We start from the raw sequence: 16,451 nt of genomic DNA, 5'->3' as shown, positions 1-16,451 counted from the left end.
ATGAAATTTAATACGTTGGCGAGCCCGACTTTCGGTTGGCTCAAGATGAACGGCGGGGAACTGTTAGACCTCCCCGCGATGGAGCGCCTCTCCCCGGCGATTGAGTTGCCGGAGGGGGTGCGCGTGGAGAAGTTAAACGGCGTCGGGGTGCGTGAGATGCGGACGGGCGGCGGCGAAGAATTCGGAAAGGCCCTCGCGGCCGCAAAGCTCCCGGTGTTAATCTGCACGGTTCCGGCGGGACAGCGGATTGCGGAGCGGGATGCACTCCGCCTCTCGTTCAAACTGCCGGATGAGGGCGAAGAGTACGACCCGAAGGGACGCATCGCCCTGAAGAGCGCAAAGACCAATAACGCACCGGCGCAGGCGGGCAAGTTTGCCGAGGTCGAGTTGAATCTCGAGGCAAGCAGCTCCCTCACGGCCGTCATGGACTATCGCTCGGAAGAAGACGCAAAGGGTCTTGCGGGCGTTCAGACCAGAATTACGCTCGGCGAGGGCGCAAAGCTCACACTGGTGCAGATTGTGCGCCCGGGCAGCGGCTACACCTTTTTGAACGATGTCGGCGCGGTCTGCGCGAAGGATGCCGAGCTCCGTGTGATTCACCTGGTGCTCTCTGGCAAGCATGTGTACCAGGGCTTCAGCGCCGCAATGGACGGTGACCGTTCGCAACTCGCGGTGGATGTCGGCTATGTCGGGGAGGACCGCGCGCGTTACGACCTGAATTATGAGAGCATTCACACCGGCAAAAAGACCGGTGCGGAGATTCACGGTAAGGGCATCCTGCGCGGTCACGCGAAAAAAGTGTTCCGCGACAGCATTGACCTCCGGAAGGGCTGCTCCGGCAGCGAGGGCAACGAGACCGAGGACGTGCTCCTCATGGACGAGACCGTCGAGAACCGCTCGCTGCCGATTATTCTCTGCAGCGAGGACGATGTGGTCGGCAACCACGGCGCGACGATAGGCCGTCTTGACGAGGACCTGCTCTTTTACATGGAGTCCCGCGGTATGCAGAAGGATGATGTTTACGAGATGATGGCGAAGGCGAGAATCGACGCGATTGTGCGGAAAATTCCGGACGCAAAGACGCGCCATGACTTGCTGGAGCTCGATGAGGAAGAGGAGCGGGAAGAGCGATGACGAGTGAAGAGAGAAGAGCGATAGACGCGAAAATCCGCAAGGATTTTCCGCTGATTCATGCACATCCGGAGATTGCCTACCTCGACAACTCTGCGACGACGCAGAAGCCGGAGAGCGTGCTCCGCGCGATGCAGCACTATTACCTTGAGGAAAATGCGAATCCGCTGCGCGGCCTCTACGAGCTCTCGGTCAAGGCGACCGAGGCCTATGAGGATGCGCGGGAGGCGGTCCGTGAATTTATTCATGCGGCGAGCCATGAGGAGATCATCTTCACGCGGAATGCGACCGAGAGTCTGAACCTGCTCGCCTACGCTGCGACGGAGGCCTTTCTCGGCGAGGGCGATGAGATCCTGATCACCGTGATGGAGCATCACTCGAACCTGATTCCCTGGCAGCAGGCGGCGGCGCGTAAGGGCGCGGTTTTAAAGTTCCTCGAGCCGGACGAAGAGGGTTATATTTCCGAAGAGCAGTTCCGCCGTATGCTGAGTCCGAAGACGAAACTCGTCTCGATGACGCACATCTCGAATGTGCTCGGCGTCAAAAACGATGTGAAGACCTTTGCGCGCCTTGCGCACGAGAACGGCAGCCTGTTCGTTCTGGACGGCGCACAGTCCGTGCCGCACATTCCGGTCGATGTGGTCGACCTCGATGTGGATTTTCTCGCGTTTTCCGGCCACAAGATGCTCGCCCCCATGGGCATCGGCGTTCTCTACGGCAAGCGGGATCTTCTGCTCGCCATGCCGCCCTTCCTGTTCGGCGGCGAGATGATCGAATATGTGAGCCGCGAGAAGGCGACCTGGGCGGAGCTCCCGCACAAATTTGAGGCGGGCACCGTCAATGTGGGCGGTGCGGTCGGTCTCCGTGCGGCAATCGACTACTACAAGCAGCTTGGCTGGGACACGATTCTGGAGCGCGAAGCGCACCTCAGCTGTCTCGCGATGGAGAAACTCTCCGCGATTCCGCACCTCAGAGTGCTCGGACCGAAGGGCGGCGAGGAACACCACGGCATTTTCACCTTTACGATTGAGGGTGTACACCCGCACGACATTGCGGCAATTCTCGACGCCGACAAGGTGAATATCCGCGCGGGACATCACTGCGCACAGCCGCTCATGCAGTTTATGAAGACACCGTCCACGACGCGCGCAAGTTTTGCTTTCTATAACACCGAGGAGGAATTGGACCGTCTGGCAGAGAGTCTCCGCAAGGTGCGCCGCGAGATGGGCTATCAGGAGTGACCATGAACGAAAAGACTTTTTACAATGAAATTCTGACCGACCATAATCTCCATCCGGGCAATAAGCATGACATCCCGGATGCGAACCTGGTCCTCGAGGGAGTGAACCCGAGCTGCGGCGACGACATCATCTTAAAGCTCAAGGTCGTTGACGGCGTGATTCGGGACGGCGGTTTCACCGGTGACGGCTGCGCGGTCTCCCAGGCTTCGGCGGATATGATGCTGGACCTTGTGATCGGCAAGACTGAGGCGGAGGCAAAGCGCCTCGCCGACATTTTTTTCCGCATGATCAAGGGCAATATCACCGAGGAAGAGCGCGAAGAACTTGAAGAGGCAGGCATCCTGAAGGACATTGCGCACATGCCGGCGCGCGTCAAGTGCGCGGTGCTCGGCTGGCACACCATGGAAGAGATGCTGAACGGCAATGCAGAGCCGGTCACAACCGAGGACAAGTAAATGGGACTGAATCCCCTGCAGCTCATGAAGCTTTTCGGCATGAACCAGAAATTCCAAAAGAACCACCCGAAAGTCAGCGCCTTTTTTCGCACACAGTTTGCGGGCGGTCTGACCGAGGACACGATACTGGAACTCAGCGTCACCAAGCCGGGCGAGGAGACCGTGAGCACCAATATGCGGATCCGGAAAGAAGACTTGGAGTTGCTCGAAGAATTGAAGAAGATGAAATAAGTCAGCTATCTAAAAGAAGCTACCGCAAATAACTTGCGGTAGCTTCTTTTTGTTATACACACATGACGCACACAGGAAACAGTGAAAAACTCAAGGCTTTGTTGTCATGTAAAAGTTGATAAAGGCAAACAGTAAGAGCGTGCCCGGGATTACAAAGACAAAACTTGGGAATATAGCAGGAGCATTCAGCCACTGCCCGGTTTGGACGGTGGCAGCCCAGTGGACATAAGATGCGAGAAAGAGAATTGCAAAGACCAGCGCTGCTGTGCAGAGTAGCAGGGTGGCAATGAATAAACGAAATTGTTTCTGCGACATGATATATCCTCCTCTCTTAGAGACCGTTAAAAGAAGACAGCTTTCATCCCAAGTGCTTCCACAGCGCTAACTCAGCGCTTGTTGCTCTTTCTCCAGATGTGCATCTTCTCCGCTTCCTGAATCAGCTCGTCGCGGAAGTCCGGATGCGCGATTGAGATGATGCGCTCCGCGCGCTGCCAGTTGCTCACGCCCTTTAAGTTGACCATACCGTACTCGGTCACGAGATAGTGAATCGCGCTTCTCGGATCGGAGACCGTGGAGCCCGGAGTCAGGGTTGCGCGGATGCGGGACTTTCTCTCGCCGGTCTTGGTCTCAAAGGAGGAGCTCATGCAGATAAAGCTCTTGCCGCCCTTCGAGAGGTAGGCGCCGAGCACAAAGTCGAGCTGGCCGCCGGTGCCGGAAATCTGCTTCGGCCCTGCGGACTCCGCGTTGACCTGACCGAAGAGGTCCATATCCACGGCGTTGTTGATCGAGATAAAGTTGTCGATCTGACCGATCACATAGGGATCGTTCGTATAGTCGACCGGTACGCTCATGCAACCGGGGTTATTGTTGAGGTGGTCGTAGAGCTTTTTCGTGCCCGCCGCGAAGGCATAGACTTCGCGCCCCTTGTCGAAGGGCTTTTTCAGGTTTGTAATCTTGCCGGCGTCATAGAGATCCACAAAGGCGTCGACATACATCTCGGTGTGCACGCCGAGATCCTTTAAGTCGGAGGCCGCAATCATGCTGCCCACGGTGTTCGGCATGCCGCCGATGCCGAGCTGGAGGCAGGCGCCGTTTGGAATCTGCTCCACAATGAGGCGCGCGACTTCGCGGTCCACCTCGGTCGGCGGCGCTCCCGCGCCGAGTTCCTGCATGGGGTCGTTCTCGCCCTCTACAATATAGTCGACATCAGAGATATGAATCGCGTTCTGGTAGCCGCCGAGACACACCGGCTGGTTTTTGTTGACCTCGACCACGACTTTACCTGCGGAAGCGCACATTGCCGCGAGGTGGGAAGCCTGCGGGCCGAAGTTAAAGTAGCCATGCTCGTCCATCGGGGCGACCTGCAAAAAGGCGACCGCAGGCTTCTCGATGTTGTCCTCGCGGTAGAAGCGCGGGAGTTCCGCATAGCGCATCGGGTTAAAGAAGCCGAAGCCCTCCGAGACCGCTTTTCTCTCCCAGCCGCCGAGGTGCCAGGAGTTCCAGCAGAAGTGCTCGGCCGGATTCTCAATCTCAAAGATCGCGGGCTTCCGTACCAGGACGCCGCCGCGAATCTTGACATCGCAGAGTTCCGGCATGCGGCGTGCGAGCGCCTTGTCAATGGCGACCGGCGTGCCGACACACCAGCCGTAGTCAATCCAGTCACCGGACCGAACGAGGGCGGCAGCCTGTTCGGCGCTCACCAGTTTTTGTTTGTATTCTTCGTGCATGTTCATTTTGACCTCCCGTTGCGCTTTTATTCCGCGCAGTTTCAGCAGTATGAATAAATTCTAAGTCCTAGTGTAACATTCCGCCGCCGCCTTTTCAACGCAGAAGCAGTCCGGGCGAAGAAACGCAAAAAAAGCCATAAAGTGCGCAAGATGAAGCAGACGAAGGCCGCAAGAAGCGCGAGAAAAAGCGCAAGAATAGCCGGAAAACGCCGCGCGGGGCGCGGAGAAACTCCGTGAAAAAGTACAGTCCGATTTGACAAAAAGCTTCTTTTTGCGCTATTATTGCCATAGGTCTTAGTGAGTGAGAGTATGCATTCTCACAGTTGAGACAAGTTCGATAGCATATATCGCACAGCGAAGGAGGAACAGGATATGTCGAAGAAAATTGTTCTTGCAGGCGCATGCCGCACCGCAATCGGTAAGATGGGCGGCGGCCTCAGCACCACGCCGGCAGTGGAGCTCGGCGCACTGGTCATCAAGGAGGCTCTGCAGAGAGCAGGCGTGAAGCCGGAGCAGGTGGATCATGTCTACATGGGTAACGTACTGCAGGCGGCTCTGGGTCAGAACCCGGCGCGTCAGGCAGCACTGAAGGCAGGTCTTCCCTACACGTCCACGGCAGTCACGGTGAACATTGTCTGCGGTTCCGGTCTGAACTGCGTCAACATGGCGGCGCAGATGATTGAGGCGGGCGATGCGGACATCGTCGTCGCAGGCGGTATGGAGAATATGTCAATGGCACCGTATGCGCTGACCAAGGCGCGTTTCGGCTATCGCATGAACAATGCGACCATGATTGACACGATGGTCAACGACGGCCTCTGGGATGCGTTCAACGACTATCACATGGGTATTACGGCGGAGAATGTTGCCGAGAAGTACGGCATCACGAGAGAGCAGCTCGATGAGTTTGCGGCAAATAGTCAGCAGAAGGCTGTCGCGGCACAGGCGAGCGGCGCATTCGACGAGGAGATTGTCCCGGTTGAGGTGAAGTCCAAGAAGGGCACGGTTGTCTTCAACAAGGATGAGGGCCCGAGAGAGGGAACCACGGCAGAGTCCCTTTCCAAGCTGAAGCCGGCATTCAAGAAGGACGGCATTGTGACCGCAGGTAACTCCTCCGGTATCAACGACGGCGCTGCGGCGGTGGTCGTGATGAGCGAGGAGAAGGCGAAGGAACTCGGTGTGAAGCCGATGGCAGTCTGGATCGGCGGCGCACTCGGCGGTGTGGATCCGGCTATCATGGGTGTCGGCCCGGTGGAGGCTTCCACGAGACTCTTCAAGAAGACCGGCCTCGGCGTGCAGGATCTTGACCTGATCGAGTCGAACGAGGCATTTGCGGCGCAGTCGGTTGCGGTCGCGGGCGATCTGAAGTTCGACATGTCCAAGGTCAATGTAAACGGCGGTGCGATTGCACTCGGCCACCCGATCGGCGCTTCCGGTTGCCGCATTCTCGTGACGTTGCTCTATGCGATGAAGCATAAGAATGCCAAGAGAGGTCTTGCTACGCTCTGCATCGGCGGCGGACAGGGCTGCGCAACGATTGTTGAGCAGTACAACTAAGAGTGATCGGAGGGTCTTCGCATGCGCGGAGACCCTCGGTTGATTTTTCCGAGGAGGCGAGACAAATGGGATATGTAAAGTATGAGACCAAGGGCGCTGTCGCCGTTGTGACCATTGACCGCGAGAAGGCGCTGAATGCGCTGAATGCGGAGGTGCTGGATGACTTAAAGGCAACCTTTGAGGGGATTGACACGGAGACCGTGCGCTGCGTGATCGTGACGGGTGCCGGAGAAAAGTCCTTTGTCGCGGGCGCGGATATCGCGGCGATGTCCGGCATGGACGCACAGGGTGGCGAGGCTTTCGGCAAGAAGGGCAACGACATCTTCCGCATGATCGAGACCTTCCCGCTGCCGGTCATTGCGGCAGTCAACGGCTTTGCGCTCGGCGGCGGCTGTGAGCTCGCGATGAGCTGTGACTTCCGGATTTGCGCGGAGCAGGCAATCTTCGGCCAGCCGGAAGTGGGCCTCGGTATTACCCCGGGCTTCGGCGGTACCCAGCGTCTTGCGCGCCTCGTGGGACCGGGCATGGCGAAGCAGCTCATTTACACGGCAAAGAACATCAAGGCGGCGGAGGCATTTCGCATCGGCCTCGTGAATGCGGTGTATCCGGCGGAGGAACTCATGGCGGCGGCCGAGAAACTCGCGGGACAGATTGCGGCCAATGCGCCGGTTGCGGTCCGCGCCTGCAAGAAGGCAATCAACGAGGGGCTCGAGCAGCCCATGGAAGAAGCCATTGTGACCGAGGAAAAACTCTTCGGCAGTTGCTTTGCGACCGAGGATCAGAAGACGGGGATGCAGGCCTTCCTCGAGAAGAAGAAGGGCGTGAGCTTCCAAAACCGTTGAGTAACTTGTGAAAAACGGTTATCCGAAAATCACATAATAAAATTTCAAGTTCATCTGGAAAAAGTGCATACATTATAGTAGTATGGTGAGAGATTGTGCCGGAATCGGCAAAACGCACAGAGGAGGGAACAGCATGAAGGTAGGCGTCATCGGCGCCGGCACCATGGGTGGCGGCATTGCGCAGGCGTTTGCGCAGGTAGACGGTTATGAAGTTTATCTCTGCGATCTGACAGATGCATTCGCAGAGGGCGGAAAGAAGAGAATCGAGAAGGGTCTCGCGGGACGTGTCGCAAAGGGCAAGCTTTCGCAGGAAGAGATGGACAAGATTCTTAACTGCATCCACACCGGCACCAAGGACATCTGCAAGGACTGCGATCTGGTCATTGAGGCAGCCATCGAGAACATGCAGATTAAGAAGCAGACCTTCAAGGAGCTCTCCGAGATCTGCAAGAAGGACTGCCTGTTCGCGACCAACACCTCCTCGCTCTCGATTACCGAGATCGGTGCGGGCCTGGATCGCCCGGTGACCGGCATGCACTTCTTCAACCCGGCTCCGGTCATGAAGCTGGTTGAGGTGATTTCCGGCCTGGATACCCCGCAGGAGGATCTGGATCGTATCACGAAGATTGCGGAGGACATCGGCAAGACGGTTGTCCCGATGCAGGAGTTTGCGGGCTTTGTCGTGAACCGCATCCTGATCCCGATGATCAACGAGGCAATCGGCGTCTATGCGGATAACAATGTCCCGGCAGAGAAGATTGATGAGGCAATGAAGCTCGGCGCGAACCACCCGATGGGACCGCTGGCGCTCGGCGACCTCATTGGCCTCGATGTCGTGCTCGCAATCATGGAAGTGCTGCAGAGCGAGACCGGCGACACGAAGTACAGACCGCATCCGGAACTTCGCAAGATGGTTCGCGGCGGCAGACTCGGCAGAAAGACCGGCAGAGGTTTCTACGACTATACGAAGTAAGCGATTCTGGTAATTACACCGGAGCAGTCCGACGGGTAAGGGTTTCCCTTCCCGTTTGGATTTGCTCCAGTGCGTTAATTATTTAACATGGAGGAAGGATCAATGGATTTCGCACTGGACAAGAAACATGAGATGGCGCGCTCGCTCTTCAGAGACTTCGCGGAAAACGAAGTAAAGCCGCTGGCGCAGGAGATTGACGAGGAGGAGCGCTTCCCCGTTGAGACCGTTGAGAAGATGGCGCGTTACGGTTTCCTCGGTATTCCGATTCCGAAGGAGTACGGCGGCCAGGGATGTGATGTTCTGACTTACGCAATGTGTGTCGAGGAGCTCTCGAAGGTCTGCGGCACGACCGGCGTTATCGTCTCCGCGCACACCTCGCTCTGCATGGACCCGATTCTGACCTACGGCACCGAGGAGCAGAAGCAGAAGTATCTGCCGGATCTCGCGAGCGGCAAGAAGCTCGGCGCTTTCGGCCTCACAGAGCCGGGCGCGGGTACCGATGCGCAGGGTCAGCAGACCAAGGCTGTGCTGGACGGCGACGAGTGGGTTCTGAACGGCTCCAAGTGCTTCATCACGAACGGCAAGTATGCCGATGTCTATGTGATTATCGCAGTGACCGGCACGGTTGAGAAGCACGGCAGAAGCATGAAGGAGATTTCGGCGTTCATCGTCGAGAAGGGCACCCCGGGCTTCACCTTCGGCGTGAAGGAGAAGAAGATGGGTATCCGCGCTTCCGCGACCTACGAGCTCATCTTCCAGGATTGCCGCATTCCGAAGGACGCGATGCTCGGCCAGAAGGGCAAGGGCTTCCACGTCGCAATGCACACGCTGGACGGCGGCCGTATCGGTATTGCTTCCCAGGCACTGGGCCTCGCAGAGGGCGCTCTCGAGAGAACGATCGCTTACGTGAAGGAGAGAAAGCAGTTCGGCAGAGCCATTGCGGCCTTCCAGAACACGCAGTTCCAGCTCGCTGACATGGCGACGGATTGCGAGGCGGCGCAGCTCCTTGTCTACAAGGCGGCGGTCGCAAAGCAGACCCAGACCACTTACGGCGTCGAGGCTGCAAAGGCAAAGCTCTTCGCGGCAAACACGGCAATGTCTGTCACCACCAAGTGCGTGCAGCTGCACGGCGGTTACGGCTATATCAGAGAGTACGATGTGGAGCGCATGATGCGCGACGCGAAGATCACGGAGATTTACGAGGGCACGTCCGAAGTGCAGCGCATGGTAATCTCTGCAAGCTTACTGAAGTAATCAAGAGGAGGGACAGATCGTGAAAATTATCGTTTGCATTAAGCAGGTTCCGGACACCAAGGGCGGCGTTGCATTCAACCCGGACGGAACGCTGAACAGAGCTGCCATGCTCGCTATCATGAACCCGGATGACAAGGCAGGACTTGAGGCGGCTCTCCGCTTAAAGGATGAGCTCGGCGCAGAGGTCACTGTGCTCACGATGGGACTTCCGAAGGCGACCGATATGCTGCGCGAGGCATATGCGATGGGCGCGGACAAGATGATTCTGGTCACCGACCGCGTGCTCGGCGGCGCAGATACCTGGGCTACCTCGAGCACGATTGCCGCAGCGCTCAGAAACCTTGAGTATGATCTCATCATCACCGGCCGCCAGGCAATCGACGGCGATACCGCACAGGTCGGCCCGCAGATTGCGGAGCACCTGGGTCTCCCGGTTGTCTCCTATACGCAGGACCTGAAGATTGACGGCGACTATGCGATTGTGCAGCGTCAGTTTGAAGACAGATACCATGTGCTGAAGGTGAAGCTTCCCTGCCTGTGCACGGCACTCGCAGAGCTGAATCCGCCGCGCTACATGACGGTCGGTCGTCTCTTTGACGCGTTCGATCAGGACGTGACGACTTGGGGCAGAAAGGATCTGCCGACCCTGGAGGACAAGGACATGGGTCTTGCGGGCTCCCCGACCAAGATTGCGAGAGCTTCCGATAAGGTCAAGAAGGGCAAGGGCGTCAAGGTGAATCTGGACGCACAGGAGTCCGTGAAGTACCTGATGGATCAGCTGGTCGAGAGACACGTCATCTAATAGAGCGGGAGAGAGGTGAAGGCAATGAACTTAGAAGAGTACAAGGGCGTATATATCTTTGCCGAGCAGGTAGACGGCAAAGTCAGCAACATTGCATACGAGTTGATCGGTGAGGCAAAGAACCTCGCAGAGGCACTGAAGACCGATGTCACGGCAGTGCTGATCGGTTCCGGCGTGAAGGGCGAGGCCGAGAAGCTCGGCGCTTACGGCGCGGACCGTGTGATTCTGGTCGATGATCCGGAGCTCAAGGAGTACAGAACCGAGCCGTACACGCACGCGCTCGCGGAAGTCATCAACAAATACAAGCCGGAGATTGTCCTGATCGGCGCAACCCCGATCGGTCGCGATCTCGGCCCGAGCACCTCGGCGCGCGTTGCAACCGGCCTCACGGCAGACTGCACGAAGCTCGAGATTGGCGACTTCCCGCTGACTGTTCCGGCCGGGAAGGAAGATACCCAGAAGCACAACCAGCTGCTCATGACGCGTCCGGCATTCGGCGGCAACACGATTGCGACGATTGCCTGCCCGAACAACCGCCCGCAGATGGCAACGGTTCGCCCGGGTGTCATGCAGAAGAGAGCCAAGGAAGACGGCAGAAAGTTTGAGCTCGTGGAGTTCAACCCGGGCTTTACGCCGAACAAGCGTTATGTCGAGATTCTCGAGGTCGTGAAGAAGATCAGCGATACGGTCGACATCATGAACGCGAAGATTCTGGTCTCCGGCGGCCGCGGTGTCGGCAGCGCAGAGAACTTCAAGATTCTCGATGAGCTCGCAGAGGTTCTCGGCGGAGAGGTTTCCTGCTCCCGTGCGGTGGTTGACGCAGGCTGGAAGCCGCAGGCGCTCCAGGTCGGTCAGACCGGTAAGACAGTTCGCCCGCAGCTCTACTTCGCAATCGGCATTTCCGGTGCAATCCAGCACCTTGCCGGTATGGAGGACTCCGACCTCATCATCGCCATCAACAAGGATGAGGATGCGCCGATTTTCGATGTCGCGGACATCGGCATTGTCGGCGATCTGAACCAGATTGTCCCGGCGCTCACGAAGCAGATTGCCAACTATCTGGCGACGAAGAAGCAGTAAGTGCTGCTAAAAACACTGTGACCTGACGAAGAAGAGACTTCCGGCGCTTGCCGGGGGTCTCTTTGTTGTATCGCTGTCTTTGCAAAGAGAGCGGGAGGATGGCGGATGCCGTACACAAAAGACAATTTTGATGACTGGATTTTCTTTCTTTCAGATAAAATGGATTACTTTACCGGCGAGTTTGCAAGGGAACAGGGACTTGCGCTCGACTACTCTCCGGAAAGTCTGGATGCGCTCGAACACTGGCTGCTCGGCAAGTATGAAAAGAGCATGGATCTGGTCGAGGACAAGGAGCCCTATGGGCACGATTACCGCCTGGCGGATCTCTGCGGCATTTATGTGGGAGAGGTGTACCGGCGGCAACTCGGCGGGACCTGGTACATGATACTGGATCAGCCGAAAAACGTTTACTATAAGCTCCCGTCCCTGATCTATGACACGAGAACGGGACCGTATTACATCTGCCCGGTGACCCTGGCCACAGCCTGCATCCAGAGAAAACGCGGCGATTATATGCGCTGGGTGCTCGGGAATTATATCGAGGAGAATCAGCAACGCAAGGGCGGGAAGCACTGACCGTAAGCGCGCGTCCGGGCAGTATGCCAAGGGAAAGAATCCGTTTGAACGCTGCCCGGCGCCCCTCGCCACAGCCTGCATCCGGAGAAAGCGCGGCGACTGTATGCGCCTTGTGCGCGGAATTACAGGGAGAAGAACCGACGAAGCGGGGACAGGGTGACTTTATCGCTTCTATGTGTTAAACTATAACCCGTTTTTCTGATATTGCTTGTTAGACGGGGGAGTTGGATTCATGAAGCGAGAAAGTTTTGGGTCCCGATTGGGATTTATTCTGGTGAGCGCGGGCTGCGCGATCGGAATCGGAAACGTCTGGAAGTTTCCCTATGTGACAGGGGCAAACGGGGGCGGCCTCTTTGTGCTCTTTTATCTGCTCTTTCTGGTCATTATGGGAATCCCGGTGCTCACCATGGAATTTTCGGTGGGGCGCGCGGGCAGGAAGAGCGCGGTCGGCGCCTATAAGGCACTGGAGCCGAAGGGGAGTTTTTGGCACCTGCACGGCTGGGTCTGCTTAATCGGCTGTGCGCTTCTCATGATGTACTACACGACCGTCTCCGGCTGGATGGTCTCGTATTTTGTGAAGTTCCTCCGCGGCGACTTTGCGAAGGTGAGCGGCGAGGCGGTGGATCAGGTCTTCACAAATATGCTCGGAAATCCGGGTGAGATGGGCTTTTACATGGTGCTCACCGTGGTGCTCGGCTTCCTGATTTGTTCGTTCGGCCTGCAGAAGGGCTTGGAGCGCATCACGAAGGTCATGATGGCGGGGCTCCTTGGGCTCATCCTCCTGCTCGGCGTGCACAGTCTGGTGCTCCCGGGTGCGATGGAGGGCGTCAGATTCTACCTGCTACCGGATCTCGGCAGAGCCAAGGCGCAGGGCTTCGGCAAGGTCATCACGGCGGCCATGAACCAGTCCTTCTTTACGCTGAGCCTCGGCGTCGGCGCCATGGAGATTTTCGGCTCCTACATGGACCGGGAGAAAACACTTGCCGGCGAGGCAGCCTGGATTTGTGTGCTCGACACCTTTGTGGCGCTCTTAAGCGGCCTCATCATCTTCCCGGCCTGCTTCAGCTACGGTGTGCAGCCGGATGCGGGGCCGTCGCTCATTTTCATCACCCTGCCGCGCGTCTTTTTGCACATGAGTCTGGGACGGCTCTGGGGCGCACTCTTTTTCCTCTTCATGACCTTTGCGAGTTTCTCGACGGTCATCGCGGTGTTTGAAAACCTGATGGCGAATCTGATGGACTCGCTTCACTGGAGCCGGAAAAAGGCAGCGCTGGTCTGCTGCAGCTTCATTCTGATTGCGAGCGTTCCCTGCGTGCTCGGCTACAATGTCTGGAGCCATGTGCATCTGATCGGCGGCAAAGATGTGCTGGACAGCGAGGACTTTATTGTCTCGAATCTGCTGCTGCCGCTCGGCTCCCTGATTTTTCTTCTGTTCTGCACGACCAAGTGGGGCTGGGGCTTTGATCACTACCTCGCGGAGGCAAATGATGGCAAGGGCATCAAACTACCGCGCGCGTTGAAATATTATTTCCGGTTCGGACTGCCGATCCTAGTGCTGATCATTCTGTTCCAGGGACTTTTTACCTAAACAAAAGCGAAATAAACCGGTAAAGACCGCAGCTTTTCAGGAGGCTGTGGTCTTTTTTATGTTATACTGGACAAAACGGCGAGGAGGAAGATATGCGGCGAAACGACAGAGAGGTACGGGACAGGGCAGAGATTCAGCGTATTCTGGAGGTCGCGAAGGTGCTGCGCCTCGGGCTTACGGACGGGGACTATCCCTACATCGTTCCCCTGCACTACGGCTATGTTTACGCGGGCGATGTGCTCCGCTTCTACATGCACGGCGCAAAGGAAGGGAAAAAGCTCGCGCTCGCGGTGGCAAATCCCCACGCGTTTGTCGAGCTCGACTGCGAGGTCGAGACGACGGGGGAGGGCGATGTCGCCTGTGTCTACGGCGCAAATTATGCGAGCCTCATGGCGCGCGGCGAGGTCACGGTGGTCGAGGATCCCGAAGAGAAGATTGCGGGTCTAAAGCTCCTCATGCGGGCGCAGACCGGCAGAGACTTCGAAATCACAGCGCAACAGGCGGCGGGCGTCACAGTGTTCCGCTTTGACGCAGAGAGCTACAGCGTCAAGGAGAGAAAGAAGAAGTAAAGACAGTCAGGACAGCTGCAGGCAGCGAGCCAGCAATACACAAGAAGACTGTGTTATACAGCGCGACAGCGGGAGGAGAAAGAACAAAATGGCAGAAGTCCGGAAGATCGATTTGACTTGCCCGAGTTGCGGCGCAGAGATGCAGATTTCCGAAGACCAGAAGATGGCGGTTTGTCCCTATTGCCGGAAGAAACTCTATTTTGCAATGGAAAACGGCAAGCTGACCGCAAAGGAAGCCGAGGAGCGCTCCTACGGCGAGACCAGAGGAAAACTTCGCGCCGAAGCAGAGGCCGAGGCGGCCGAGGAGAGACGGAAGAGCTTCCGGAAGTGGAAGCATCGTCTGATCGGAATCAGTATATTTGTCGGCTTGGTTCTGGGGGCCGGTCTGTACGGCGAAGCCAAGAAGCAGCGCGTGGATCCCTTCCCCTATGTCACGGTCGAATTTTCCGGTGTGAGCGGCGAGGGTAAGGCGGAATTAAAGCGCGGCAACTACCCGGCTTCCGTGAACGAATATTATCTCGGCTATCAGGTAGAGCCGAGAGAACGCCTTTCAAACGGCGATACGGTGACCGTGCAGGCAACGAGCGATCGTTACCGGCTCACAAAGAGCGTGGAAAAGTACACTGTCACGGGGCTGGATAGTTATTTAAGCGACCTCAATACGCTGGACAGCACAAAACTCGAGATGCTGCACAGCACGAGCCTTGCAGCCATTCGAAAGACCTATTTTCCGAACAGCATCTCGGGCATCAAGCGGAGCGAGGAACTCTCGGCGAAGCCGGTGAAACTGGTGTTGCTCTCAAAGGGAAATAAGAATGTGCTGAGCGACATCTTTGAAATGACTTACCGCGGTCCTGACGGCAAGGAGAAGACCGTGTACCAGTGCACGCGCTACCGGAATGTGCTGTTCCGGAGCGGCAATAACACAAGCTTTGACTACAGCACCTATATGGCGACGGGGCACTCCGTATACCTCGGCAGCACCACGAACGACGACACGGCGAGCGGCTACGACACGCTCGAAGAGGCAGTGGCGGATTCCAGAAAGACCTCCGAGAGCGATATGACCGTTACGGAGCGGGATGAATAAACAAGATTTTTTGCGCAGAGAGCAGAGACTTTGTCTGCTTGCACGGAGGAGGGTGAAATGGCAATTCATATGAGCTTGCGCCTTGCGTGGCATAGTAAAGGCTGGAACGGACATATTTGCGACAGTCCGTGCGAGAATACTTATTGTGTGGGGCAGTATTCGTATCCGGGAACTAATATTGCCGAGAACCGAGACTTGGATTTTGAGACAGAACATGCCGGGGAGTCGTTTTCGCTCCATCCGTGTAAAGCAAGTTGTGGTTGCAGTGTCAATGCATTCGGAAAGGACCCGATTCAGATTCAAATTGAACCGCCGAAGTGGTGGAAAGAGGAAGATGCAGGTTCTGCCTGCATTACCTTGCCACCGGCTACAGCATGTACTTGGTGCTATGAAGCTATGTACAGCGATGCGGTATTGAACAAGACGAGTGCCTCTTACAAATATGATAACAACGAGCGCGCGGAGAAGGCTAAGGCATATTTTTCGCAGTTTGAGGCGGGAAAGTCTCTTGTTTTTTACTACGCGGGATTTAGCAATCCTTTTTCTGAGAATGAAGAAAACAATTATGTCGTGGTGGGGGTTTCTCGTCTCAAAGAGATTGGAGATTTTCAATACTATCCGAAGGTGTCGAAAGCAATATCGGAGAAATACGCCGGTGGAATGATATGGCAAAAACCGATTACATCCAATTATCCGGAGGAGGGCTTTTGTATTCCGTTTTGGGAGTACATGGATCGAGAAGAAGTCCTGAATCAATTGGTCATTCAACCGCAGCATAAAGCACCGTTTCAATTTGTCTCTCGTGAGATAGAGAATGACGATGCCATCGAGATTGTGAATCAATTATTGAGTGCGGTGGATGTACTGATTGCACTGGGTGACGATACGGAAAATTGGAGTGTGCGCAGAAAATGGCTGGGCAACATCTTAAATGAACTATGGACCGCACGCGGCCCCTATCCCGGGTTTGCGTCTGTTCTGGAAAATCTGGAACTCGGCGGAATCGAGGCTGATTATTTGAGGCTCGGAGATGAAGTTGAAATGAAACGTTTTCGCAATCAGGTCTGCGAGCTTTTGATGGGAAAACGGGATGAGGTTTTCGAACATGTATTCCCAGCAGATGAATTGAAAAGACTGCGCAGAGAGTTCCAATTGCGTGACGATGCGGAACAAAAATTATTGATGGATGTGCTTCCGCGTTTCGCACTTCCCGCGCAGCAAATGCATGCCATTTGATATGTACCCAGAATTCTGGACACATTGACTATCGTTAGGCACCGCAACTGGATGCTATCCTGTATTGTACAGGAGGCATCCAGTTTGTTTTCTTCTGGA

General features: G+C 56.3%; 17 protein-coding genes. 15 read left to right on the top strand and 2 right to left on the bottom strand.

What is annotated here, in order from left to right; all coding sequences use genetic code 11:
• The 4 genes from ACO4XG_RS07945 to ACO4XG_RS07930 are packed head-to-tail and all read left to right on the top strand — an operon-like array spanning window position 1 to window position 3,058.
• A complete protein-coding gene (locus ACO4XG_RS07945) occupies window positions 1–1,134 on the top strand; it encodes a SufB/SufD family protein (RefSeq protein WP_308509439.1) in 1,134 nt (377 codons plus the stop codon).
• Window positions 1,131–2,372, top strand: a complete 1,242-nt coding sequence (locus ACO4XG_RS07940) for an aminotransferase class V-fold PLP-dependent enzyme (protein WP_308509438.1) — start codon at window positions 1,131–1,133, stop codon at window positions 2,370–2,372. Before ACO4XG_RS07945 ends, ACO4XG_RS07940 begins: the two co-directional genes overlap by 4 nt.
• A 2-nt stretch (window positions 2,373–2,374) precedes the next feature.
• Window positions 2,375–2,827 (top strand): Fe-S cluster assembly sulfur transfer protein SufU, encoded by a 453-nt coding sequence (sufU, locus tag ACO4XG_RS07935; RefSeq protein ID WP_308509437.1) that lies wholly within the window; start codon window positions 2,375–2,377, stop codon window positions 2,825–2,827.
• Window positions 2,828–3,058 (top strand): hypothetical protein, encoded by a 231-nt coding sequence (locus tag ACO4XG_RS07930; protein WP_009532751.1) that lies wholly within the window; start codon window positions 2,828–2,830, stop codon window positions 3,056–3,058.
• A gap of 90 nt (window positions 3,059–3,148) precedes the next feature.
• On the opposite strand, the gene ACO4XG_RS07925 is transcribed toward ACO4XG_RS07930, so the two are convergent.
• Together ACO4XG_RS07925 and ACO4XG_RS07920 are read right to left on the bottom strand one after the other, a co-directional pair.
• Entirely contained in the window at window positions 3,149–3,373 is a 225-nt protein-coding gene (locus ACO4XG_RS07925; protein ID WP_308509436.1) for a hypothetical protein, read from the bottom strand.
• A 71-nt stretch (window positions 3,374–3,444) separates the two neighbouring features.
• The gene (locus ACO4XG_RS07920; RefSeq protein WP_308509435.1) at window positions 3,445–4,791 is read right to left on the bottom strand and encodes a butyryl-CoA:acetate CoA-transferase; all 1,347 of its coding nucleotides are present in this window, start codon (window positions 4,789–4,791) and stop codon (window positions 3,445–3,447) included.
• 366 nt (window positions 4,792–5,157) lie between these two features.
• Between ACO4XG_RS07920 and ACO4XG_RS07915 the strand changes: the two genes are divergently transcribed.
• The 11 genes from ACO4XG_RS07915 to ACO4XG_RS07865 all read left to right on the top strand — a co-directional run bounded on the left by ACO4XG_RS07915 (window position 5,158) and on the right by ACO4XG_RS07865 (window position 16,352).
• Window positions 5,158–6,342 (top strand): acetyl-CoA C-acetyltransferase, encoded by a 1,185-nt coding sequence (locus tag ACO4XG_RS07915; protein WP_308509434.1) that lies wholly within the window; start codon window positions 5,158–5,160, stop codon window positions 6,340–6,342.
• A 65-nt stretch (window positions 6,343–6,407) separates the two neighbouring features.
• Entirely contained in the window at window positions 6,408–7,184 is a 777-nt protein-coding gene (locus ACO4XG_RS07910; RefSeq protein ID WP_308509433.1) for an enoyl-CoA hydratase-related protein, read from the top strand.
• 133 nt (window positions 7,185–7,317) lie between these two features.
• Window positions 7,318–8,157, top strand: coding sequence for a 3-hydroxyacyl-CoA dehydrogenase NAD-binding domain-containing protein (locus ACO4XG_RS07905; RefSeq protein WP_308509432.1), 840 nt, complete (start codon window positions 7,318–7,320; stop codon window positions 8,155–8,157).
• Window positions 8,158–8,259: 102 nt separating this feature from the next.
• Window positions 8,260–9,411 carry an acyl-CoA dehydrogenase gene (locus ACO4XG_RS07900; RefSeq protein WP_308509431.1) on the top strand — a complete coding sequence of 384 codons (1,152 nt, stop codon included), beginning with the start codon at window positions 8,260–8,262 and terminating at the stop codon, window positions 9,409–9,411.
• 19 nt (window positions 9,412–9,430) lie between these two features.
• On the top strand, window positions 9,431–10,213 hold the full coding sequence (locus ACO4XG_RS07895) for an electron transfer flavoprotein subunit beta/FixA family protein (RefSeq protein ID WP_009532744.1): 783 nt from the start codon (window positions 9,431–9,433) through the stop codon (window positions 10,211–10,213).
• 24 nt (window positions 10,214–10,237) lie between these two features.
• Window positions 10,238–11,293 (top strand): electron transfer flavoprotein subunit alpha/FixB family protein, encoded by a 1,056-nt coding sequence (locus ACO4XG_RS07890; protein ID WP_308509430.1) that lies wholly within the window; start codon window positions 10,238–10,240, stop codon window positions 11,291–11,293.
• 105 nt (window positions 11,294–11,398) lie between these two features.
• Window positions 11,399–11,869, top strand: coding sequence for a hypothetical protein (locus tag ACO4XG_RS07885; RefSeq protein WP_308509429.1), 471 nt, complete (start codon window positions 11,399–11,401; stop codon window positions 11,867–11,869).
• Between the two features lie 232 nt (window positions 11,870–12,101).
• Window positions 12,102–13,457 (top strand): sodium-dependent transporter, encoded by a 1,356-nt coding sequence (locus ACO4XG_RS07880; RefSeq protein ID WP_308509428.1) that lies wholly within the window; start codon window positions 12,102–12,104, stop codon window positions 13,455–13,457.
• A gap of 92 nt (window positions 13,458–13,549) precedes the next feature.
• Window positions 13,550–14,026 carry a pyridoxamine 5'-phosphate oxidase family protein gene (locus ACO4XG_RS07875; protein WP_308509427.1) on the top strand — a complete coding sequence of 159 codons (477 nt, stop codon included), beginning with the start codon at window positions 13,550–13,552 and terminating at the stop codon, window positions 14,024–14,026.
• An 88-nt stretch (window positions 14,027–14,114) separates the two neighbouring features.
• Entirely contained in the window at window positions 14,115–15,116 is a 1,002-nt protein-coding gene (locus ACO4XG_RS07870) for a TFIIB-type zinc ribbon-containing protein (RefSeq protein WP_308509426.1), read from the top strand.
• 57 nt (window positions 15,117–15,173) lie between these two features.
• Complete coding sequence (locus ACO4XG_RS07865) at window positions 15,174–16,352, top strand: hypothetical protein (protein WP_308509425.1); 1,179 nt, start codon at window positions 15,174–15,176, stop codon at window positions 16,350–16,352.
• Window positions 16,353–16,451: the final 99 nt, after the last annotated feature.

The organism is Stomatobaculum sp., from assembly GCF_057248925.1.
Note: the sequence above shows the minus strand (reverse complement) of the source record. Positions and strands in the feature narration are given on the sequence as shown.